Source organism: Paenibacillus sp. EKM211P (assembly GCF_011066175.1).
GTDB classification, from domain to species: Bacteria; Bacillota; Bacilli; order Paenibacillales; family Paenibacillaceae; genus Paenibacillus; species Paenibacillus polymyxa.
In genome coordinates, this window is record NZ_JAAMNS010000007.1 from 14364 (window position 1) to 36917 (window position 22554).

Consider the following 22554-nt stretch of genomic DNA (forward strand, 5'->3'; position numbering starts at 1 on the left):
TCCCCTTTATACATATGATAAGAGCAACTTCCTTTATGTAGTATAACACGTCTTAGTACCAGGTTCTAATACCAGAATTAATTTATTTGGAAAAAAATAAAATTTGTAAAACAAACGACAAAAAGAAAGAGCCTGAATACAGACTCTTTTCTTTACTATTATTGTAATCTACAACTCAATGTCTACCACTGTAGAAGCCGCTTCCTGCCCGTTTACGAGCAGCACAATTCGGTGCGCTCCCGCATAATGACGACGAGTTGTCAGGTCTGCGAACCGGTGTGTTCGTGTACCCGTTAGACGGGTTCCTCCAGGGACCGTTTTGTCAGAAAGCAAAAACAGTTTGCGTGAAACTTGTCCTCTCGCCTTTACAAAGTCGATGCCATATTCGATGCGAACTCGTACAGGTTCACCTTCTCGAAGCTGAAGCACATAGCTCAGTTCACTGTGATCCCCGATCTTTAATACGGCAGGGTCTGTGGTGAAAGAGGCTGCTGTGACCAGCGGCACCCCATCCGTATCATCCGCATAGCCGAACATGGCCATCACTTCAGGGATGGATTTGCGAATCAGGGATCGACAGCCATGACGCACAATCCAGTCGGTATCAGGATGTGCGCCCTTCCACCGTTGAGCCGTTGCGATGACAATATCGGGATGATCCTTGGCAATATCGTTCAGGTTGTTGGCTACACTTTTACGTACATACAATGATGGATCGGCCTTCAGCAGTTCCAATACAGCCAATACCGGAGCAGGATCACGTTTGAAGACAGGCAGCGCCTGTCCCCAAGGCAGCCGTGGACGACAACCTTCGCTGGCAAGACGGCGGACGTGTTCACTGGGGTGTCCCGCCCAGGTCATCATCTGCCGCATCATCCGTTCTGGTTCACGCAGGAGGAAGGGTCTCACAGCGAACTCCGCAGAGGATTTTGATGTAAATCGCTCCAGTGCATTCATGGACAGGTCCCAATGCTCTTCTCCCTGCCCATATACCTCTACGAAATCAGGGAAAAACAAGTACGGAAATCCGCTACAGTACTCATCAATGGCAAATAATATAGAAAGAGCTTCTTCATAACTACTGGGCAAAAACGCCCCTAATGTTAACGAAATACGCCGTATTCGTTCTTTTAGCTCCAGCTCTCCCCATTTTTTATCCATAACTTGATGGATAAATCCGTCAATGTCGAACGGACTGTATGCAGCCTGTACTCTTTCACCGAATAGACGAAGGAATTCCTCCGTGTACATATTTTTTAAGGGTTCAGCCATTGTATATCTCCTTTTAAATATGAATGTAAGCAAGAAGCGATGAACGAACAATATCTTCGTATATGATAACCGTAAATCGTGACCCAGCACCAGCACTAAATGGGGTTAAGAGAATGGATATAAGACACATTAAAAAATGCCAAGTCCTAAGATTAGGACCTGGCATTTTTCCATAATCACTACAAATCGAATGAGACTTATATTTTGTGTTGGACAAACCAGTCGGTAATACGTTGCAGTCGTTCCACGCGAAGCTGTGGGTGCCCTTTACGTGAAAGCTCGTGACTCGAAGCTGGGAAACGGACAAATTGGGTGGGCTTTCCCAAACGACGCAATGCTGTAAACAGCTGCTCTCCCTGCTCAATAGGGCAACGTAGATCCTGCTCTCCATGTAATATGAGCAGCGGTGTATTGATTTGCTGTACATAAGCCAGCGGGGACTGCCTCCACAAAAGCTCGAAATCATCCCATGGATTCCCGCCAACTTCATCTTCCGTAAACGAGTACCCTATGTCACTCACCCCATACATTGACAGCCAGTTAGATATGGAACGCTGGGTCACAGCTGCGCGGAAACGATCCGTATGCCCGACAATCCAGTTTGTCATAAAGCCACCATAGCTGCCTCCCGTGACACCCAGTCTTTCTGGATCGATGAATGGGAATTTGCGTATAGCCTCGTCCACGGCGCTCAGTAGATCGGTGTAATCACGTCCGCCGTAATCTCCAAGGACAACATTGGTAAAAGACTGTCCATACCCTCGACTTCCTCCCGGGTTCGTATAGATGACTACATACCCCCGAGCCGCCAGCAACTGAAACTCATGAAAAAAGGAATTGGAATACATGGCATGGGGGCCGCCGTGAATTTCCAAAATGGCAGGGTAAGATCCCCCCTCTTCAAACCCAACAGGCTTCATCACCCACCCCTGTACGCGTCGGCCGTCCTCGACCTCCGTCCAGAAGCTCTCAGGCACACTAATCTCAATCTCATCAAGCAGAGAATCATTCACTCGTGTTAGCCGTTCCTCGGTCCCTGAATGGATCGCAATCCGAAACAAATCGCCTGGTAAAGCGACATTGGTGGAAGCAGCAATGATATGCTGCTCATCCGAAGTAAGCTCGAATTGGTAAATTTCCCGTTCTCCTTGGGTTAAAATTTTAAAAGTTCCATCAAGCGCAAACTGATATACGTGCACATTTCCTTCAATGGTTACCAGCGTATACAGGGATTGACTGTCCGCACTGAAGCGTGGTGGTCCTACATGAAGATGTGAACGCATGTCGCTCATACCCGCATTACCGAGGTGAGCATCAAGTGTCTCACTAACGCATACTGCCGTCCCGCCACTGGAGGGAACCGTATACAGTCGAGTCTGAGTAGCGCCTTTGGCATGACGATCATGACCGTAAAAGGCAATCAATGTACCATCGGGAGAGAATGCAGCGCTCTCGATTTGAAGCTCGGAATGAGTCAGCTTAAACGGTACTGCCGCATTGCTATTAGAAGTCGCAGGAGCTACCGTAAACAAATCATTTTGCTTGCGTAAATCCGTATCCTCTTTGGAATGCTCCGCTATTCTAGCCACAAATAAAATCTGTTGGCCATTCGGTGACCAGACAGGCTCCGCGACATCATAAGCGCCGGATGTCAGTTGAACCGTGTGCCCTGAAGTCACATCAGTTACATACAAGTGATCACGAGTATCATCCCACAGCCCATAGCCGTCGGATTTAGCTTTTGTTCGATTAACCACTCGTCCCTCAAGCTGTGTCTCCTGCTTTCCTGCGTCGCATGTAGGACTTGACTGGTTCTCAGCAGTTTTAGCTACAAACGATATGCAGGCTCCATCCGGCGACCAGGCTAATGAACGAACATTGTTCCCTACGTGCGTAAGTTGTCGGGCTTCTCCCCCGCGTGCTGGAATAATCCATACCTGGCGCTTGCCGTCTGCCGAACGGAGAAAAGCAAGTTGTGATCCGTCCGGTGACCAGACAGGTGTTTCATCTTTCGGTCCATATGTAAAGGGTATTGGAGCTTTACCTTCGAACGGCAACAGCCAAATAGCCGAGTTATAGTCTGTTCGCTCTTCATTAATATACTGTTCTACATAAGCAATTTCGCCACTCGTGGGATGAACAGCTGGATCGCTAACCCAGTGAAATCGATATAAATCCTCAGCTGTTATACGGCGTTTGGTGTCAGATTGCGAGTTGCTCAAATAAATCCCTCCTTAATATTGTCAGATTTGTACAACTTCACATTCAATTAATCCGATTAATTTTATATGAATTTAAATATACAATTACGTTACTCTTTTTATGTATCTCTGTCAATTTGTCCAAAACTCAAATAACCCTCTCTCAGTCATAATGACTCGAAAACACCGCGCTTCGGTTGCTTTCTTGAGAGAAGGTCATATCTGTTATCGTTCTTCTGTACCGTACGCATTAAAGCCAAGTTCCTCTGCAATCACAGCCTACCTGACGATATTTTGGAATTTCTACTGTGAACTCAGGCTTCTCCAGTGATCGTGTCTAATTTCGGTTAGCAGTCTCGGCTTCATTCTTTTCATGGATGTAGGTGGAGAATAATTCAGGATTCACTACTTTACGCAGTAAATGCATCGTCCCGTCCCCTGTTCCATGGTCAAAAGCATGGATACGTTCATATCCCCAACGCTCGTACATGGATAATAAATAGGGATGTTTTTCCGCAGTGGCTAATGTCACTGCAGGAGCTCCAACCTGATCACGAATAATCGTTTTCTCTACCCAGTTCAGCAGTTTTTTTCCATATCCTTTGCCCTGAGCAGCCGGATCTACGGCAAACCACATCACAAACGGAAGATCGGTTATAAAATTAAGGGCTCTATTTTTCAGATGACTAACGGTAGCCTGGATGACACCATCGACTTCCAGCACATAGCAATCATTATTTTTAATGTTTTCTTGAATGAGAGCGACGTCTGCCTGAGCGGCAGGCCATTTAAGCTCCAACTGCCGAATTGTTTCATATGCCTCATACGTTATATACTGCAATCTTTCTGCATCCTCTTGACGTGCCAGACGATAGATCTCGCTCATAGTTCCCCGCCTCCCTATAGTATTGTAATAATGTGCATAAATTTTTTTCAACTAATCCTATCTTTTTAATCAGAAATAAAAGTTAACATAACTGTAGCATGCTCACCATTCAGCGACAAATTAATTTTTTCTATACCTTCATTTAAAATAACAATATCCCTTGAGGGTTGGAAAGTCCGCAATTCAAATAAAAGCAAAAAAGCCCGAAAGCCGGGCTCCTTTACTTTCTAGACAAATAGAATGCTGTCCCTGTCTCTGGGGCATTCAAACCAACCTGTACGCTGTGTTATTCCGCAGGGGCAACAAAGCTGCGTTTGGCAAACTCGCTGTCCAGCATATAAAAGGCATTGCTGTCTCTTTCAATGCGCTTAAGCTTCTGGATAACACTATCGAACAGAGCTTCCTCTTCGACTTGCTCATCAATAAACCATTTCAAGAAATGGATCGTTGCATGCTCTCGTGCATCGAGGGCCAAGTCAGCCAAATGATAAAATTTTTGTGTGTTTTGCTGCTCATGCTTGTAGCCATGCTCAAATACGTCCAGCATGGAATCGTAGCTATTTTTGGGCTCCGGTAATGCTGCCAATGTGGCGCGTCCTCGACGGTCGTTAATGTATCTATACAGTTTCATGGCATGAAACCGTTCCTCCTCTGCTTGTACCAGGAAGAAGTTTGCAAACCCATCCAGACTTTCACTAGAGCAATATGCAGCCATCGCGAGATATACGTGAGCGGAGTAAAATTCAAAGTTCATTTGCTCATTCAGAGCCTGTGCCAAATTGTCATTCATGTCTTAGGTCACCTCGGTCAGATATGTAATGATGTAACGTTCTTAGTGTACCATGAATTTGATCACAAAAAAACGGACGGAAGTGAATTCAGACACACTCACGTTCCGCCCGCCTTGCTCAACATTTAGTTCACAATCAAGGTTCCAGACCCCAGACACGTTTGTCGTTTATATACAAAGGTGTTTTGTCCCAATCTGTATAAGAGGTCTTGGTTGCATCATAGGAAAAATCGTCACTTTCGTTATAGTTGCTCCAATCCGTCTTGTTCATGCGAATCTGAATATCCCCCGTGTTTTCCCCTGCTGCCAGACTTCCCGCACCGGCTCCAAAGGAGATCTCCAAATAATAATCTGCCCCAGTTACGGCCTTATCCAGTTTCACAAACCGTCCCTGAACATTGCCGCTGCCCAATTGTGCATAATCACAGTGAAACTCCTGCCCCTTATCGCCATCTACAGTATAGTAGTATCTCAGCTTGACGTTTTTCAGATCAAGAGCCTCTTTACCCTTGTTTACGACACGGAAGAGTGGTCGAATCTGGTTATCTCCCGGGTTGGTGTCGCCCACACGGTATTGGGCAATTACATCTCCCTTCGCCGGAATCGGGGCTGCTGTTGGCTTGGCGCTGACCTCAGCAGAATCCGGGCTGGTTCCTAAGGAATTTGTTGCACTTGTTACATAATAATAAGTGGTTTCATTCACCACCCCTGTATCCTTGTAAGTGGCGTCAGTTACCGTTGCTACCGTGGTATACGGGCCACCACTGGTTGTGGAGCGCTTAACCGTGTAGCTATCAGCACCTGTCGCTTTGCTCCAGGTTAGTGTAACTTGTGCATCTCCTGCACTCGCCTTTACATTTGCCGGAGCTTTGGGAGCTGTAGGTTCGGCTGGTCCACTACCATTAATCAGACGGTCATACTCTGCATAAGCAGTTGCCATATCTACTTGGGACCAGAAACGGTGATACGTAAATTCTGGCGCACCTTTATCCCATTTTTTGGTCTGTTTGTTCCATGAAGTCGTGTATTTGTCTTTAAGATAGGACCATTGCGGATCTTTAGTGATATTAGGGCGGATGTCGCTATAGCTGGAATACGTACCATTCCCTCCCTTGGACGGATCAGACGGTGTAGCGTCTGTGCCTGGGATCGTGTTGCCTTGCCCAGTCTTACCACTCCATCCGCTCGGGATATATACTTCTTTAGTAAAATAACGATAATAATCCTCACGTGCTTCCTTCGTTGTAATTCCTATGCCGTCGTTATAGCCCCATGCTGCATCAAGCAAGGCTTTGGACAGATCTTTGGCTTCCTTGCCTAACTCGGTGTAGTCTCCTTTTTCAGCTTTTGTTCCGGCAGCGAAGAAGGTTAGCGCTTTCACATAACTGCCCAGCACTCCTGCATCCTGTCCTGGACTTTTGGTTACGACATGAAGATTGGCATTTCCTTTATGATTGGCAAATCCGCTCCAGGTTTCAGGCTTTCCACTCCATTCCAGATTGCTCGGCAGCCAGAACTCACCTTTAGCCGCTGTAGTGGCTACCTTCGGATTTTTGCCACCCAGAATACGCTTGCCTTGTGCATCCAAATAGTAACCCTGCGCATCAGTTACAGGCCGTTCGTTGGCAAATACATAGCTCTTGGACCAAGCGATCCAGTTTTCCGTCACTTCTTTAGCCATTTTAAACTGCTCAGACGAAGTGTCACCTTTCTTGGCCAAAATATAGTACAGCTCCGCAATCCGCTCGACAGGCCAAGCCTGCATGCCAAACCAGTTGTTGGACGGTGGATCTTGATATACAGGAGCCCCTGTATAAGCCATGCCATAAAAAGTGCTCGTACCAGATGGATACGCCTTGTAGGCACCATCCCAGCTATTCGTTGCTCCACCTGCAATGGCCCCCTCATCAGATTGCAGCCAAGTGTAAAATTCCAATTGGCGCTTGAGCGAGGTCGCCCAATCCTGTCCTGCCGTAGGTGAATTTGGGATCAATCCGCTATCCTTATCCGATAATGCATATGCAGCAACGACATTCTGGTAGCCCTGATGCGCATGGCTGGCACCAATCCGCCAAGCCCAGTTGCCGCTTTGGCCCAGTCCGCCGCCCCAAGCCGTATACCATGCCATTAGATAAAGACTGGCATCCTTGCCCGTGCCAGCAATCGGACTTCCATTGGAAGCGCTCCCTACTTTCTGGAAGTATTTATCGTACATGCCGTAACGCAAGAAGTCTCCCATCTTTTTCGCTTTGTCCAAATATACCTGGTTGTCATAACCGAGTTCTTTTGCCCAGTACATGGCTTGAACCGCCCGTGCGTCCGCATCCGTGGCATTCGTGTAGCGCCATTGCTGTGCAGGAGCATTATTTTCCTTGGTGAACAGGCTCATGAAGCCTTCATTAGGCTTGCCAAACTTGTGATTATCCTGCGATGGATGCGGTACGGCCTCCCAGACCGATTCCTGTTCCCCGCGCTGGAAGGTGTTCACATAGGTCGTCGTATGTGACGGATTCAGCAGATTGCCAAAACCGTACCAATTGTCTACATCCAGCAACCAATGCATCAGGTAGGTCTGATTGTTGCCATAGGTTGCCTTCAGCTCAGAGTCCAGCGGGTCCTTGCCAGCACCATACTGACCACTCAGACGGCTTGGGTACTGATCCGGCTGTGGATATTCTGCGGCATAAGTGGCAGGGCTGTTCGGATTATAGTTACTCATTGTAGGCTGCTCTTCCTTACCGTCACCCTCATTAACAGGAATGATATATTTCTCCATGTTGTCCCATGCCGATTCCAAATGACCCCAATCCCCGGTATAATGACCATAGAGAACTTCTAGCCACATCCAATAGCTGTATGCTTCCGAGGTCGTTAAGTGTCCATAGTCAGGCGCCTCACTCATAAGTGTTTCAACGGAATGATAAGGGATACCTTCTTTAGAAAAGTAACCGCTAGCTGGGTCCTTCAGTTGTTTATACATTTGCAAAAAGCGTGTTGATTCAGGGGTTGCGGCTGATGCACGGTCGGGTTCGGCCTGAAATAAACCCAAGCTTAACGGAAGTACCAAAATGGCTGACATGACCATAGAGACAGATTTTCTGAACACAGATTTTCTACTGATCACTTTTGCATTCATCCTCTCCATTATCAATATTGGCTTTACTTAAAATTTGGTTCCGAAAAACGACAGCACAAAAAGACAGCGCCATCACCTCACTTTCCCGTTATAAAGGTGGAGGACACGCTGTCCATAGCTCCAAATGCTTCACATTGGCCCTGGCAAGAATATACCACACTAGTCGCCAAATGAGAGTCGAAAAATTCTATATGTTTAGAGTTGCACAAGGAAAATTGACGAAATCGATAGGAATCGGTACTATTTCACAAGGAGGCGTTAAAACATGAAAGTGTTGCTGTTGCTTGGCTGTATTGTGATGTTTTTAGCTGTAGCTCTGGGAGCATTCGGGGCGCATGCGTTGAAAAAAAGACTTTCCGCAGACATGATGAGTATATTCCAGACAGGAATTCAATATCAAATTGCTCACGGTTTGGGTTTGTTGCTGCTGGGAGTTCTTGCAGGCAACCTTGCCCATTCTTCTCTTATTGTAACCGCAGGTTGGGTTATGCTGGTGGGCATTCTTCTGTTTTCCGGCAGTCTGTATGTTCTTAGTGTGTCTGGTGTGAAAAAGCTTGGAGCCGTCACCCCGATTGGCGGGCTGGCTTTTTTGGCAAGCTGGGTCATTGTGATTGTGGCGGTAATACAAGGCTAAACAAATAAACAGAGACTTGGAAAAGTAGGCGCTTCCAAGTCTCCTGTATCATGGCCGATTTATTGATGAAGATGAACGCGTCTATGATTTCATTTGCACTTGCTGTGCTTTCTGAGCCGCGATCCGATGACCTTCGATATAGCGTTTGGATTGAGCCATTTCATGCTCCTGAGCAGCTTCCATAATAATATGGACCCCTGGCTTGTACTGCTCCAGCAGTTCCATATATAGACCATAGTTCATGTCACCAAAACCCGGCGGTACGGTCTCGATCTCACCTGATGATGACAAACGTCGGTCTTTGGCATGCGCTGCGATAATCCGAGGTCCCAGCAGCTGAAAAGCTTCGCGGATGATCTCATCCTGTCGCTCTAGGTTTTCCGTTTTTAGCAAATTACCTGGATCAATCACAACGCCTATGTGTGAAGACGGTACTTCCTCCAGAAAGGTAGCCAGTTCTGCTGCTGTTCCGACCAAATGATCGTTAGCAGCCTCCAATCCTACGAATACCCCCCATTTCTCCGCCTCATCTGCTAATTCTCGCACAACTTCTTTTACAACTCTCCAGTCTCGCTCCGAATAAGGGGTCCCATCCTCATTGCGTCCGACTTCAGCTGCAACCATTGGTGCTCCTAACAGACTTGCGTATCGGATCAGCTCTTTGAAACGCTCTACATTTTCACGTAACAATTCCTCATCCTGTACAAAAAAATGCAAATAGCACCCGAGCACTGATATGGATACTCCGTACTTACGAAATTCCTCAGCGATAGACAATGCTAATCCCGGATTGAACTTGCCAGGTTTATTAAAATCGACATCACTGATCGCTCTCCACGGAGCGAGCTGAACATGAGTAAAGCCCGCTTCACCTACCTTTGCAGCCAACTCGCGATAAGGCAACTTGCCAAACAAATGTGCCAATACACCTACTGTCACTAAAAATCACCTCTTTTTATTTTTGTATTCTACTAATCGCCGTACTCAGCTCCAAGGACTCATTGATGATTTCTGTAATTCGTTCTACTTCATCATGAATAAAGAAGTGTCCTCCCTCAAAGGTAAACACACGAAATTGCTGATCCGTATGCTGTGCCCACGCCTCTGCATCTTGTAGGGCCACCGTGTTATCAGTCAGTCCTGTCAAGGCGGTGATAGGGCAATGTAAAGGCGTGGCTTTGCTCATATACTTATACATCTCGACTGCTTTGAAATCTGCTCTTAATACTGGCATAAAATAGTCATACAATTCCTGATTGTCAAAAATGGCTTCCGAAAGTTGACCATACCTCTGCAAATGCGTTCTGAATTGATCTGCAGGCAGATCATGTAACCACGGGAGATTTCTTGGGATATGCGGTGCCCGTCCACCCGAAACAAATAGATGAGCCGGCTGGCCATATCCTCCAGCCACCAGCTTATAATACAGCTCGAATGCAATCATCGTACCCATGCTGTGACCGTATATGGCATAAGGATCACCAGGGGCTAACTCATGGCTGATTTGATGCAGCAGATCCTCGCTCATCTCCTCAATACTATCCTTAAGCGGTTCCCCAGAACGAATACCTCTGCCCGCCAATTCCAAAGGGACAAGTTTAATCTGTGGAAGCAGCAGCTTTTTCCATTTGAAGCTGACTGATGCCGATCCGCCTGCATATGGGATGAAAAATAATGTGATAGGTACCATTCTTGCAACCTCCTGTGTTGCGGAATTCTAACTTTTTTATTTTAGCACAAAAAGGTATATTTACCCATTTCAAATATTTTGCAAATTCGAAAAAGAGGGTTGACGAATTCAAGCACATTTTGCATAAAGCAGGAAATGTCTTTCTTAAGGAAGAACTGCTGTATGTTTGAATATAATCATGTGTTGGGTCTTTTATTTTTCCAATTTGAGAGGAGTCCTGCGCCATGAAGTATGGTTTCTTCGATGATGCCAACCAAGAATATGTCATCACCACCCCTCAAACTCCGTATCCCTGGATTAATTATTTAGGTAATGAACGATTTTTTGGACTCATCTCCAATACAGGCGGCGGCTATGCATTTTATCGAGATGCTCGCTTACGTCGCTTAACACGTTACCGGTACAACAATATTCCTGTCGATAACGGTGGCCGCTATTTTTATATTTATGATGATGGAGATTATTGGACTCCGGGCTGGATGCCGGTTAAAAGGGACCTGGAGCAGTATGAATGCCGTCATGGACTTGGATATACCTCAATTATGGGGGAACGCAGAGGGATTCGGGCTACGCAACTAGCTTTTGTGCCCCTATCCTTTGACGGCGAGGTCCACCAGGTCAAGCTTCAGAACACATCGTTACAAACTAAAAAGATCAAACTCTTTTCATTCGTCGAATTCTGCCTGTGGAACGCCTATGACGATATGACCAATTTTCAGCGTAACTTGAACACAGGCGAAGTTGAAATACAGGACTCTGTCATTTATCACAAGACAGAATACCGTGAGCGCCGCAATCATTATGCTTTTTTCTCTGCGAATCGTCCGCTGGCGGGCTATGACACAGACCGTGAAGCTTTTTTGGGTCTCTACAACGGACTGGATCAGCCCCACACCATCACCGCAGGGCAAGCGTCTAACTCGATAGCCAGCGGCTGGTCCCCTATCGGATCGCATTGCATTGAGATTACACTGGAGCCGGGCGAAGAAACAAGCTGTAACTTTGTACTCGGATATGTGGAAAACCCAGAGGAAGAAAAATGGGAGTCCCCCGGTATTATTAACAAAAAACAGGCTCATGCTATGATCGCGCAATTTGCGGATGAAACCGATGTGGACCGTGCGTTAAGTGAGCTGCGAAGTTATTGGAACAATCTGCTGTCTAAGTACACCCTTCAAAGTCACGATGACAAGCTGAACCGAATGGTGAACATATGGAACCCGTATCAATGTATGGTTACATTCAATATGTCACGTTCGGCTTCGTATTTTGAATCCGGTATTGGACGTGGTATGGGTTTTCGGGATTCAAATCAAGACTTGCTCGGCTTCGTCCACCAAATACCGGAGCGGGCAAGGGAACGGATTATCGACATCGCTTCTACTCAATTTGAAAATGGCGGGGCATATCATCAGTACCAACCGTTAACCAAAAAAGGAAATCACGAGGTTGGCGGTGGCTTTAACGACGATCCGCTGTGGCTTATTGTCGGTACCTCAGCATATATCAAAGAAACCGGAGACTTTGGCATACTGGATGAACAAGTTCCCTTTGACGGGAATATAGATCGTGCCGCTTCGCTGTTTGAACATTTGAAGCGTTCTTTTTATCATGTTGTAGACAATCTCGGTCCGCATGGTCTTCCGCTCATTGGTCGGGCTGACTGGAACGACTGTCTGAATCTCAACTGTTTTTCTGCTACGCCAGATGAGTCCTATCAGACGACACAGAATTTGGAGGGCCGCATAGCCGAATCTGTGTTTATCGCCGGACTATTCGTGTATACTGGACCGGATTTTATTGAGCTTTGCAAGCGCAGAGGTTTGAATGAAGAAGCAGTCACCGCTCAAGGACATGTGGATCGTATGCGGACAGCCACATTGGAGCATGGGTTTGACGGGGAATGGTTCTTGCGTGCGTACGACCATTATGGTAACAAAATAGGGAGCAAGGATTGTGAGGAAGGGCAAATTTTCATAGAGCCTCAAGGCTTCTGTGTAATGGCAGGAATTGGCATTGAAGAAGGCCTGGCTCATAAAGCTCTCGACTCTACACGTGATCGGCTGGAAACTCCCTACGGCATTGTACTACAACATCCGCCTTATTCCCGCTACTATATTAATCTGGGTGAAATCTCTTCTTACCCTCCTGGGTATAAGGAAAATGCAGGTATTTTCTGTCACAATAACCCCTGGATTATGATGGCAGAAGCTGTCATAGGACGCGGTGATCGCGCTTTCGAGCTGTATAGCAAAATTGCTCCCGCTTATCTAGAGGACATCAGCAACATTCATCGTACCGAGCCATATGTGTATGCTCAAATGATTGCGGGCAAGGATGCGGTTCGTGAAGGTGAAGCCAAAAATTCCTGGCTAACGGGTACTGCGGCTTGGAATTTTATAGCTATTACTCAATCCATCCTCGGTATTCAGCCGGAATGGGACGGTCTGCGTATTGATCCGTGCATCCCCAAATCCTGGGGAGAATTCACAGTCACCCGTGTCTTCCGAGGCGACACCTATGTGATTCATATCACGAATCCACAGCACGTCTCCAAAGGTGTAGCTACAGTTACCGTAGATGGCACTGTTCTAACGAATAATATTCTGCCGGTTGCAGGAGATGGAACTATTCACCAGGTAAAAGTGTTACTGGGCTAACGAGTTCGTGCCCTTCAAAAAAATTAGCTTCAACTTCACCACATAGTATCTTATAATACGAGAATGGCTATAGATACATTAAGTGTGGTGACATCATGAACAAGACAAAACGGCTTACTCAAACCATGGATTACAGAACAAAGCAAGCCCGCTGGGTGCGCAAAATGTTATTACTTTACTGGATGATTATAACCGTACATTTTATTGTCCAGCTGGGCAGCTACTTATTCCTTGATTATCCCGCTTCGCCTTATGAATTTTACGTTGGGGTCCTTATTGTTCCCACACTAATCATGAGTGGATCCAACTTACTTGCAGAACTGGCACATTTTAAATTTAACAGGTATTCTTTTGTGATTCTGTTTATGGCAAGCACCGTCATTTGTTGGATGATTATTCGCCTTAACTATGACATTCGGATTATTCCAGCATTGTGCTTGTTGCCTATTTTCTCTTCAATCTTGTTCTTCAATCGTCGCTTAATATGGCTTTCTTTTGTATTGCAAGTGATCGTCTTCTTTCTATTGCTAGCAATAGATGGATCATTCCGCAGCTATTTGTCAGACTTTGATATCGTGGCGATTCCGACATTTTTGATTATGTCCACCTTTATTGCCCTCATTATTCAGGCCAGCGGCCGCGATTTGTTAGTGGATTTATACAAAACAAAGCGTGCTCAGCAGGAATTAATGATCAGTAACGCGATTATTAGTAAAATGTCCATGACTGATGGTTTAACGAAGCTATACAATCATTTGTCTTTCCAAAACTTTTATGAAAAAGCACTGGAATATGCCGAACAAGGCGCGATCATCCATCTGGCGTTAGTGGATATTGATAATTTCAAGAAGATCAATGACACTTACGGGCATCAGTTTGGAGATAAAATTTTGGAAGGCATCTCGCAAATTATTACAGAGCAGATTACAGCAAATGACATTCCGGCCCGCTATGGCGGTGAGGAGTTTGCTATTTTGATGTTCGAGCATACTTTTGAGGAAGCTTACCAGATTGTAGAGAACATTCGGCGTGAAGTGGAGAAAATGACCTTTCAGGAGAAAATGCAAATCGTTTCTGTAACCGTAAGCATTGGATTAAAAAGCTATACCGAGGATATGAACAAAGACAAAGATGTATTTTTCCAGGAGACAGACGACTATTTGTATCAAGCCAAGCGCTCCGGTAAAAATAAAATTGTTGCTCTTAACCATATCGCTTAATGTAAAAATGCATTTAATGCAACTCCGGCATATAGTTGTCGGAGTTTTTTTGTATGTAGAAACTTAAAATTGAGAAGAGTTGACAATTTTATGGATTGCAAACTAAAATGGTTACACGCGGAATGGTTATTTACTTACGAAAAATAAGCTTTAAGGAGATGGTTTTACATGTCAACACTCGTTATTGTTGTTCACCCTGATCTTGCAGAGTCTCGCGTTAACAAAAGATGGATGCAAGAACTCAAAAAGCAATCCAGTGTGACCGTTCACAACCTGTATGAAGTATATCCGGATGAGCAAATCAACGTTGCCCATGAGCAAAAACTGCTAGAGCAGCATGATCGTATCGTTCTGCAATTCCCTTTTTACTGGTATAGCAGTCCTCCCCTGCTGAAAAAATGGCTGGATAAGGTTTTAACCTACGGCTGGGCTTATGGAAGCGAAGGTGACAAGCTACAGGGCAAAGAGTTGTTGATCGCCTTGTCTGCTGCCAGCGTGGAGGAGAACTATCAACATGACGGAAGAAACAGATATACGATCGAAGAGCTGTTGAGACCTTTTGAAGCTACAGGCCTTCTGATTGGTGTCAAATTGCTCCCTTATTTCGTGCAGTATGGTGCCGGAGTTTTGACAGATGAGCAGTTGGAGCAATCTGCACAAAAATACGTGCAGGCGGTTATTTCTTAATTTACACAAAATACCCCTTGGAAGGTGCCCACACCTGCTTGCCCTACAGCAGACGTTGGCTCCAACCAAGGGGCTTTGCTGATAGAATTACATTTACAGCGTAACCAAGTTACTCGTTACCTGAGCCATGCTTTCTTTAATAATATTGCAGCCCTTGCTCAAGTTCTCCATACTTATCGTCAACGCTGGCATAATTTTAAGTACCGTATCGTTACGCCCAGCTCGCTCAATAATAAGTCCCTTACTAAAGCAGAGAGTTGCAACCTCCTTGGCGAAGGCTTCTCCCAAATGGGTCACATCAATTCCCCAGATCAGTCCCAAGCCGCGAATTTCAATAAGTGGATCCATTGTTTGGATATGTTCACGCAAGAACTGCTGAACAAAAGCTTCTTTTTCCTTCACTTGGGCTTCCAACCCAACCGTGTCTCTGAACTCCAGCGCTGCCTTTGCTCCGACAAACGCTAGCTGATTTCCACGGAAGGTGCCGTTATGTTCACCAGGACTCCAAATATCCAGTTCTGGCTTAAGCAGCAACAAGGACATTGGCAGACCGTATCCACTGATCGACTTGGACAAGACAACCATATCAGGCACAATGCCTGCTCGCTCAAACGAGAAGAACGAACCAACTCGGCCGCAACCGACCTGAATATCGTCAACAATGAGCAAGATATCATGATCATCGCAAAGCTGTCGCAAATCACGCAGCCATTCGTTATCTGCAATATTAATACCGCCTTCAGCCTGTATCGTTTCCAAAATAATCGCAGCAGGCTTCTCCACACCGGAATGAGTGTCTGTTAAAAGCTGTTCCATGTACAAAATGGTATCCATTCCGTTAAATGTGCTGTTATAAGGTATAAAGGTAACATTATTCAGTGGGACTCCTGCGCTCTCTCGCATGGAGTTATTGCTGGTAATCGATAAGCTACCGAGCGACATACCGTGGAACGCGCCCATAAAAGCAAAAACACCATTTCTTTTTTTTACCTTACGCGCAAGTTTCAGTGCTGCTTCCACCGCATTGGTTCCCGTCGGTCCGCAAAATTGAAGCTTATAATTCAAGCCCTTAGGCCGGAGAATACGCTCGGAAAAAGACTCTATAAACTCTTGCTTGGCCGTGGTGTACATATCCAGACCATGCATGATCCGATCGGAGGTTAAATAATCTAGTAACCGGTTTTTCATAAAGTCATTATTGTGCCCATAATTTAGAGCCCCTGCACCGGCGAAAAAGTCAATATATCCCTCTCCTGCCTCCGTGTACAAAACATCGTTTTTCGCTTTGTTGAAAACAACTGGAAAACTCCTGCAATAAGACCTTACATTGGACTCCAGTGTTTCGAATGTGTTCATAAATATTCGTCCTCCCGCTGACCTGATTTTTGAAAAATACAAGCATGGAAAGCAAAAAAAGTGTAAATATGTAATCTAAAATGAGTAGACAGTCTGAATTCACAATGGGATATCCACACCATAAAATCTTGAGTACGATCACAAGAACATATAGAGTACAAAAGAATACAACAGAGATGCACATTGAGAGTAAGATGAATAGAAGATTAAATAGTGGGGTTTTCTAAGAGGTCTGTCAGAGGATGTCAACTCCTATGTAATAAAATACCATAATTTTCATTAAAGTCAATGCATGTTTCTGAGATCTTTTGTTAATTTATTGTAATTTTAGGACATTTCCTTGCAGTATATTGTTAAATAAATATGAAATATGACGTAATATAGTAATAAATCTCAAAAATAGTACATTTTCATATCAAATAGATATATATCTAGATCGTCCGGAGACTGGATTTCCATAATAAAGCTGAGCTTTTGACAGACTGACCAAAGGAGTTTACTCTATCAAAAGAACTTGCTAAATTTAAAAATAGATAAGGAAACACATCATGTCTAATGTTTTGATTATTGAAGATGATAATATGCTGGGTGACACTCTCTCCTTATATTTAACAGGGGAAGGCTACCACGTTACACGAGTGGAACAAGCGACTGAGGGTATTGCCCGACTCGATAGGGTACAGCCCGATATTATTTTACTAGATCTGTTGCTTCCAGATTTGGATGGCGTGAATCCCTGCCCACTGATACGCAAGCATACGGACGTACCAATCATCGTGATTTCTACAGAAAACGACATTTCAGAGCGCATTCGTACACTTACGTTGGGAGCAGATGATTATATTTGCAAGCCTTTTAGTATGCAAGAGCTCAAAGCACGGATCGAAGCTCTTTTCCGTCGGATCAAAATCACACGCTTGCAAGGAAGAGGCATTTCACCTGTAGCTGAACCTGAAACAGGCATTACTTTGGATCTGGCGAGAAGAATGGTTACCGTTAATGGTCAGATGGTAGAGATGACCTATTCGGAATTTGAGCTAATGAAACTTTTTTATACGAACCGAGGAATTGTATTTAGTAGATATGCCTTGATTCAGGCTCTCCGTGGCACAGACTCCTTTATTAATGAGAGGGCAGTGGACGTACATATTAACCATTTACGTAGAAAGATCGAAAAAGACCCCAAGAAACCGCAATTGATTAAGACCATTTGGGGAATCGGTTACAAATTTATGCAATAACGCAGCTAGATCCAGGGAATGGATGATTTAATTTGATTAATCTCCTTTTGAACCCTACTCAGTTGCTCTCTCCAGTCTGGATACAGCTCTCCCCCTGAGGTTTCATTGCTGCGCTTCAATGCTTTCTCCAGCTTTATCACCTTTGCCAGCAGCTCAGTCGCGCACAGATTCCCCGTTCCTCCCTTCAGCGAGTGAATTAATCGAAGAGCAGAAGATAACTGACCATTGTCCATTTTTCTCACAACTCTTCTATCAAGATACTGGTATTCCTGTATCCATTTATGTAGGGCAAATTGAAAAATATACACCTTGCCATCCATACCGGCTATCGCTTTCTCCGCGTGAATACCATGTAATTCTTGCAGCCACGCTAAATGAATCCAGCTATTTAACATTCTTGTTGCGGTTAATTCATGTACAGGCTTGAGCAGCACATCATTAATGCCTGCACGAAGACAAACCTCCTGCTCAGGCTGCACAGCATCCGCGGTAAAAGCGATAATGGGGAGTCTGTTAAAAGCTCTGTTTCTTCGAATATGTCTGGCCGTCTCAAAACCATCCATTTCCGGCATATGCAGATCAAGTAGCACCATATCCCATGAGCACCGCTCCAGTAATTCTATAACTTCTCTTCCATTTGTGACTATCGTTACCTCAAAACCACGCTCTGCCAAAAACTCAGTGATCACAACTTGGCTAATCTCGTTATCCTCTGCTATGAGGATTTGATATTTTTGTGTTGAGACCCCAACTTCATATTGGAGGTCCATTGTTGCAACAGCTTCCAGACTATGATTATCTACAGACACTGGCTTTTCCTGCTCAGGTCTCAAGCGGAGCACCTCCAGAAGAGCGCTCCGGGTTACTGGCTTAGACAAAAAGGCATCTACCCCCTGCTCTGTAGCTTCAGCGGCTACTTCTTCCAACTGGAACACGGTTGTAAGCCCAATGACCTGAGTCATTTGCTTATCCAGTATATGAAGCCAATGCCTGCGTGATTCAAGCTCTCTAAAGTCTTCCATCCCCATATCAATCATAACCAAATCAAAATGTTCACCCTTTTGAAAAGCGTCTGAATATTCCTGTAAGGATGAAACGGTGAGTGTTTGTAGCCCCAAATCTTGCAGTAGTTCGTTCAGGCTGTGGCTCACCAGTTCATGCTGTGCAATGATTAAGGCTTTGCCGTTGACTGGTTTTTCCAGCTGTGTGCTTCTCGCATTAAAATCCCCTATTTCAAGCTCCACATTAAAGTAAAATTGACTATACTCTCCTAAACAGCTTTTCACTTCTACGCTACCGCCCATAGCTTCAGCCAATTGTTTGCTAATAGCCAAACCCAGCCCGGAACCCCCATATCTGTGGGTTGATGTACTCACTTGCGTAAAAGGGACGAATAGCTTGTCCATTCCGGTCTTGGAAATGCCTATGCCCGTATCTTCTACCATAAAAGAGACACTCACTCGTCCGTCCTGCTGGCTTACCATTTTTACCTGTAACAATACATGTCCCTGGTCCGTGAACTTAATGGCGTTGGTCAGAAGATTTAAAAGCACCTGTTCCATTCGAAGCGGATCTCCCTTGAACCTTTTCGGTAATTTCGGGTCCGCTATGAAAACGATCTCTACTTTTTTATGTTCCAGCAAAATCCCAACGGTATCTGCGAGATGCCGAAGCATGTGTTCCAGCTCAAATTCCGCCTTTTCCAGTTCTACCCTACGGACCTCCATTTTAGAAAAATCCAAGACATTATTGAGCATGGACAAAAGAGTACGCGAGGAGGCGAGCAGCTTATGGAGATAATCATTCTGAACGTCAGTCAGTTGAGTCTTACTCAACAGCTTTGAGAGGCCAATGATGCCATTCAGCGGCGTTCGAATTTCGTGGCTCATATGAGCTAGAAAAATACTTTTTGCATGGTTAGATTCACTCATCTCCTTTCTTTTCTGCTCGGAAGCTTTATACTCCGTAATATCCAATACATGACCGATGACATATCTGGTGAGTCCCTCGTCCCTGACAGGATGCAAGGTAATTAAAGCTGAATATTCCCAAAACTCCAATTCAAATACGGTCCGATCACCGAACCAAGCCTGTTTGTAGTATTCGGAAAGCTGCTCTAGTGTTTCAAAGGAAAGCTCCAAAATATCCCCGATACGTTTCACATGCTCCCATTTATTGAAATTGACTTGCAGATTCAGACCCATGCGCTCCAGCAATTCACCATCAAGCAGCATATAATAAAATTCATCCCCCCTTTTCTCCAGCCTGAAGGTAAAGCCAGGTTGAACTCGAAGTAAAGTTAGCAGATCATGATTTTTGTCAATCGAACGCTGTCCATTTGTATACCTGGCGGGGATTAGAGCCTGCCCAAACAGAGTTATGAACAATAGACCAATCCCTATTTCCAACCCGCAGGTCAGCAGTGTTCCATCACTTATGCCAAAATATAAGAACAGAACTCCTGCCAGCCCGTATAAGACGCCCGTGATCGCCTGACGAATGAGCTGACGCTGAAAAATCAAAACTAATAATAATATCACGATCGTATATAGCAACAAATCTCGAACCAAGTGTTCGTCCTCCTTGTAATCTCCCATACGTTGCGAAAAGCTGTATCGGAAATATAAAAAAACTCAGGACAGATTCCTTATGCCATTAGGCTTAAAGAACTGTCCCGAGCATTCATTGTACTATAGATTCCATAAGGTTCAAGCTCGTTTTAATATTTGAAACGACTGATCATCACCTTCAAATCAGCAGCCATATTGGAAAGCAATTGAGCAGAGGCTGAAATTTCCTCCATGGAAGCCAATTGCTCTTCTGAGGAGGCGGCCACTTCTTCAGATGTAGCGGCATTACCGGTTGCAATCGTCGCCAGCTCATTGGCTGTCGCTGCAATCTCTTGTACACTGGCTGAGATTTGCTGGGCTATCGAAGCAACCTCCTCTACCTGAGGCGTGGTCTCTCGAATGCCTTCCATCGCATGATTCAGCTTCACAATGGTCGCTTTGGAAATCTGTAGCCCATCCTTCACCTCAGTCGTAACCCTATCCATCGTCTCCACCGTAGTTTCGGTTTCATGTTGAATTTCGCCAATCAAGTTGGCAATCTGGGTGGCAGAACTCTGAGACTGTTCTGCCAGCTTACGCACCTCATCCGCGACGATGGCAAAGCCTTTACCATGATCACCTGCTCTAGCTGCCTCAATAGCTGCATTCAACGCCAACAGGTTCGTCTGATTGGAGATATCGCCAATGACCTTCGTAATTTCTCCAATTTCATGAGAGCGGGCTTGCAAGGTTTGAATCATCCGGTTGGAACGCTCTACTGACTCGTGAATGGAATTCATCTGCTCGCCTGTCTGCTCTACAGATTTTCGTCCTTCCTCAGCTTGCAAGGCAGATTGTCTGGCCAGATCCGCTACTGAAGTCGAGCGTTCAGCGATTCGAGTGATTCCATGTGCTATTTCATCCAGTGCCACCGAGTTATTTTCCAGCCCCATAGTCTGCTTCTCCGCACCGCTAGCAATTTCTTGCACGGCTTGGGACACCTGCTCACTTGCAGCGCTGGTTTGTTCCGCGCTTATCGTCAGCTCATTCGAGGAAAGAGCGACGTGATTTGCACTGTTTCCTACATTCTGAATAACAGATCGCAAGTTGTTCTGCATATTCTGAAAAGCTACTCCTAATTGTCCAATTTCGTCTTTGCTCATGACTTGAATGTCCTGTGTCAGATCCCCGGCACTCACATTTTCCGCCTGTTCTTTAAGTTTTAAAATCGGTTTAATGATGGAACGGATCAGGAAATAAACAATGATAACACCAATCACAAGACAACCAACAATGGTAAGCAAAGTGCTGATCAAAATCGGCTGAGCTGCTTCATCGACTTCAGATAAATAAAGCGTTCCGCCTATCTTCCAGCCTGTCAGCTTATTGGTCGCATAGTTCATATATTTGAGCTGACCTTCATATTCATATTCGTATTCACCAGTATCGCTTTGAAACATGCGTGATTCAATATCTGTAATTTTGGTGCCTGCTGTCTTCGTTGGATGAACAATGTAAGTATGGTTGCTATCCAGCAATATGGCATAACCCTCATGGCCTACTTTAATATTGTTCAATGTATCTTTAATACCACTAATTTTCAGGTCAATGCCAATAACGCCCGATCCATCTGTCGTTGCTCTCGACACTGTAACCGTCATCTGCTTTGAATCTGCCGAAAGATAAGGTGAACTAATTACTGTCTTTGTTGGTCCCTTTATCGCTTCATCGTACCAAGGTCTGATACGTGGATCATAATTATCGGGTAATTGCTTTTGTGGATAGGTTGTAATTTTAGCGTCTTTCGTACCATAATAGATGGATTCTGCTTCTGGGTGAAGTGCAGCATACTGTTTAAACAACTCTTCCAGTTTAGCCGCTTGTTCCTCCGTCTCGATCCGATTGCCTTTTAGTCTTTCTGCAAAATATTCTGCATCATGGATCTTGGGTTCAATGGTACTATCAATGATAAAATTTGTACGGATTATAGCCTGCTCGGCGCTCTCTTCAATCTGGTTTCGAATCTGCTGACTAGCGCTCACAAACGACAGAGCACCCACGATCATGGATGGTATGATCAAAAATGCAATAAAGGCCACCATTAGCTTTGTTTTAAAATTTTTACTGAGTATCCTCGATACCTTCCATTTTCTTCCTGAAAACTTCTTCATTACTAAGCATCTCCATTTCATCGCCTGAATTTTGTAACCTATGGTGAACCGCTTAAATCTT

At 45.0% G+C, this 22554-nt stretch carries 15 protein-coding genes; 5 read left to right on the plus strand and 10 right to left on the minus strand.

Annotated elements, in window-relative coordinates; all coding sequences use genetic code 11:
* Positions 1–168: 168 nt before the first annotated feature.
* The 5 genes from G9G57_RS12565 to G9G57_RS12585 form a co-directional block, all read right to left on the minus strand.
* A complete protein-coding gene (locus G9G57_RS12565; protein WP_019687211.1) occupies positions 169–1272 on the minus strand; it encodes a hypothetical protein in 1104 nt (367 codons plus the stop codon).
* Between the two features lie 197 nt (positions 1273–1469).
* Positions 1470–3494 (minus strand): S9 family peptidase, encoded by a 2025-nt coding sequence (locus tag G9G57_RS12570; protein WP_019687210.1) that lies wholly within the window; start codon positions 3492–3494, stop codon positions 1470–1472.
* A gap of 316 nt (positions 3495–3810) precedes the next feature.
* Positions 3811–4359 (minus strand): GNAT family N-acetyltransferase, encoded by a 549-nt coding sequence (locus G9G57_RS12575; protein ID WP_019687209.1) that lies wholly within the window; start codon positions 4357–4359, stop codon positions 3811–3813.
* Positions 4360–4645: 286 nt separating this feature from the next.
* A complete protein-coding gene (locus G9G57_RS12580; protein ID WP_013371107.1) occupies positions 4646–5149 on the minus strand; it encodes a ferritin in 504 nt (167 codons plus the stop codon).
* A 136-nt stretch (positions 5150–5285) separates the two neighbouring features.
* A complete protein-coding gene (locus G9G57_RS12585; RefSeq protein WP_019687208.1) occupies positions 5286–8273 on the minus strand; it encodes a glycoside hydrolase family 48 protein in 2988 nt (995 codons plus the stop codon).
* Between the two features lie 277 nt (positions 8274–8550).
* Between G9G57_RS12585 and G9G57_RS12590 the strand changes: the two genes are divergently transcribed.
* A complete protein-coding gene (locus G9G57_RS12590; RefSeq protein WP_017428559.1) occupies positions 8551–8919 on the plus strand; it encodes a DUF423 domain-containing protein in 369 nt (122 codons plus the stop codon).
* Between the two features lie 81 nt (positions 8920–9000).
* Here the strand turns inward: G9G57_RS12590 and G9G57_RS12595 are convergent, their stop codons facing one another.
* Together G9G57_RS12595 and G9G57_RS12600 are read right to left on the minus strand one after the other, a co-directional pair.
* Entirely contained in the window at positions 9001–9858 is an 858-nt protein-coding gene (locus tag G9G57_RS12595) for a sugar phosphate isomerase/epimerase family protein (RefSeq protein WP_123797185.1), read from the minus strand.
* Between the two features lie 16 nt (positions 9859–9874).
* The gene (locus G9G57_RS12600; RefSeq protein ID WP_016819027.1) at positions 9875–10609 is read right to left on the minus strand and encodes a thioesterase II family protein; all 735 of its coding nucleotides are present in this window, start codon (positions 10607–10609) and stop codon (positions 9875–9877) included.
* A gap of 224 nt (positions 10610–10833) precedes the next feature.
* Here G9G57_RS12600 and G9G57_RS12605 point away from each other — a divergent pair, with 224 nt between their 5' ends.
* The 3 genes from G9G57_RS12605 (at position 10834) to G9G57_RS12615 (ending at position 15176) form a co-directional block, all read left to right on the plus strand.
* The gene (locus tag G9G57_RS12605) at positions 10834–13269 is read left to right on the plus strand and encodes a GH36-type glycosyl hydrolase domain-containing protein (RefSeq protein WP_164965023.1); all 2436 of its coding nucleotides are present in this window, start codon (positions 10834–10836) and stop codon (positions 13267–13269) included.
* Positions 13270–13364: 95 nt separating this feature from the next.
* Positions 13365–14489, plus strand: a complete 1125-nt coding sequence (locus G9G57_RS12610; RefSeq protein ID WP_017428555.1) for a GGDEF domain-containing protein — start codon at positions 13365–13367, stop codon at positions 14487–14489.
* Positions 14490–14657: 168 nt separating this feature from the next.
* Positions 14658–15176: an NAD(P)H-dependent oxidoreductase gene (locus tag G9G57_RS12615; protein ID WP_017428554.1), complete on the plus strand. Its 519-nt coding sequence runs from the start codon at positions 14658–14660 to the stop codon at positions 15174–15176.
* Between the two features lie 93 nt (positions 15177–15269).
* Here G9G57_RS12615 and ectB read toward each other — a convergent pair whose 3' ends face one another.
* Positions 15270–16532, minus strand: a complete 1263-nt coding sequence (gene ectB / locus G9G57_RS12620) for a diaminobutyrate--2-oxoglutarate transaminase (RefSeq protein WP_019687204.1) — start codon at positions 16530–16532, stop codon at positions 15270–15272.
* Between the two features lie 548 nt (positions 16533–17080).
* Here ectB and G9G57_RS12625 point away from each other — a divergent pair.
* Entirely contained in the window at positions 17081–17773 is a 693-nt protein-coding gene (locus tag G9G57_RS12625) for a response regulator transcription factor (RefSeq protein ID WP_016819022.1), read from the plus strand.
* Between the two features lie 5 nt (positions 17774–17778).
* Here the strand turns inward: G9G57_RS12625 and G9G57_RS12630 are convergent, their stop codons facing one another.
* Together G9G57_RS12630 and G9G57_RS12635 are read right to left on the minus strand one after the other, a co-directional pair.
* Complete coding sequence (locus G9G57_RS12630; RefSeq protein WP_019687203.1) at positions 17779–20343, minus strand: hybrid sensor histidine kinase/response regulator; 2565 nt, start codon at positions 20341–20343, stop codon at positions 17779–17781.
* Between the two features lie 149 nt (positions 20344–20492).
* Positions 20493–22493 (minus strand): methyl-accepting chemotaxis protein, encoded by a 2001-nt coding sequence (locus G9G57_RS12635; RefSeq protein WP_017428551.1) that lies wholly within the window; start codon positions 22491–22493, stop codon positions 20493–20495.
* Positions 22494–22554 lie beyond the last annotated feature (61 nt).

Bases quoted from the DNA above. Each gene is read 5' to 3' on its own strand.
- G9G57_RS12625 (WP_016819022.1), top strand. From the start codon at position 17,081: ATGTCTAATGTTTTGATTATTGAAGATGATAATATGCTGGGTGACACT.
- G9G57_RS12565 (WP_019687211.1), bottom strand. From the start codon at position 1,272: ATGGCTGAACCCTTAAAAAATATGTACACGGAGGAATTCCTTCGTCTA.
- G9G57_RS12580 (WP_013371107.1), bottom strand. From the start codon at position 5,149: ATGAATGACAATTTGGCACAGGCTCTGAATGAGCAAATGAACTTTGAA.
- G9G57_RS12635 (WP_017428551.1), bottom strand. From the start codon at position 22,493: ATGAAGAAGTTTTCAGGAAGAAAATGGAAGGTATCGAGGATACTCAGT.
- ectB (WP_019687204.1), bottom strand. From the start codon at position 16,532: ATGAACACATTCGAAACACTGGAGTCCAATGTAAGGTCTTATTGCAGG.
- G9G57_RS12605 (WP_164965023.1), top strand. From the start codon at position 10,834: ATGAAGTATGGTTTCTTCGATGATGCCAACCAAGAATATGTCATCACC.
- G9G57_RS12590 (WP_017428559.1), top strand. From the start codon at position 8,551: ATGAAAGTGTTGCTGTTGCTTGGCTGTATTGTGATGTTTTTAGCTGTA.
- G9G57_RS12610 (WP_017428555.1), top strand. From the start codon at position 13,365: ATGAACAAGACAAAACGGCTTACTCAAACCATGGATTACAGAACAAAG.
- G9G57_RS12615 (WP_017428554.1), top strand. From the start codon at position 14,658: ATGTCAACACTCGTTATTGTTGTTCACCCTGATCTTGCAGAGTCTCGC.
- G9G57_RS12575 (WP_019687209.1), bottom strand. From the start codon at position 4,359: ATGAGCGAGATCTATCGTCTGGCACGTCAAGAGGATGCAGAAAGATTG.
- G9G57_RS12600 (WP_016819027.1), bottom strand. From the start codon at position 10,609: ATGGTACCTATCACATTATTTTTCATCCCATATGCAGGCGGATCGGCA.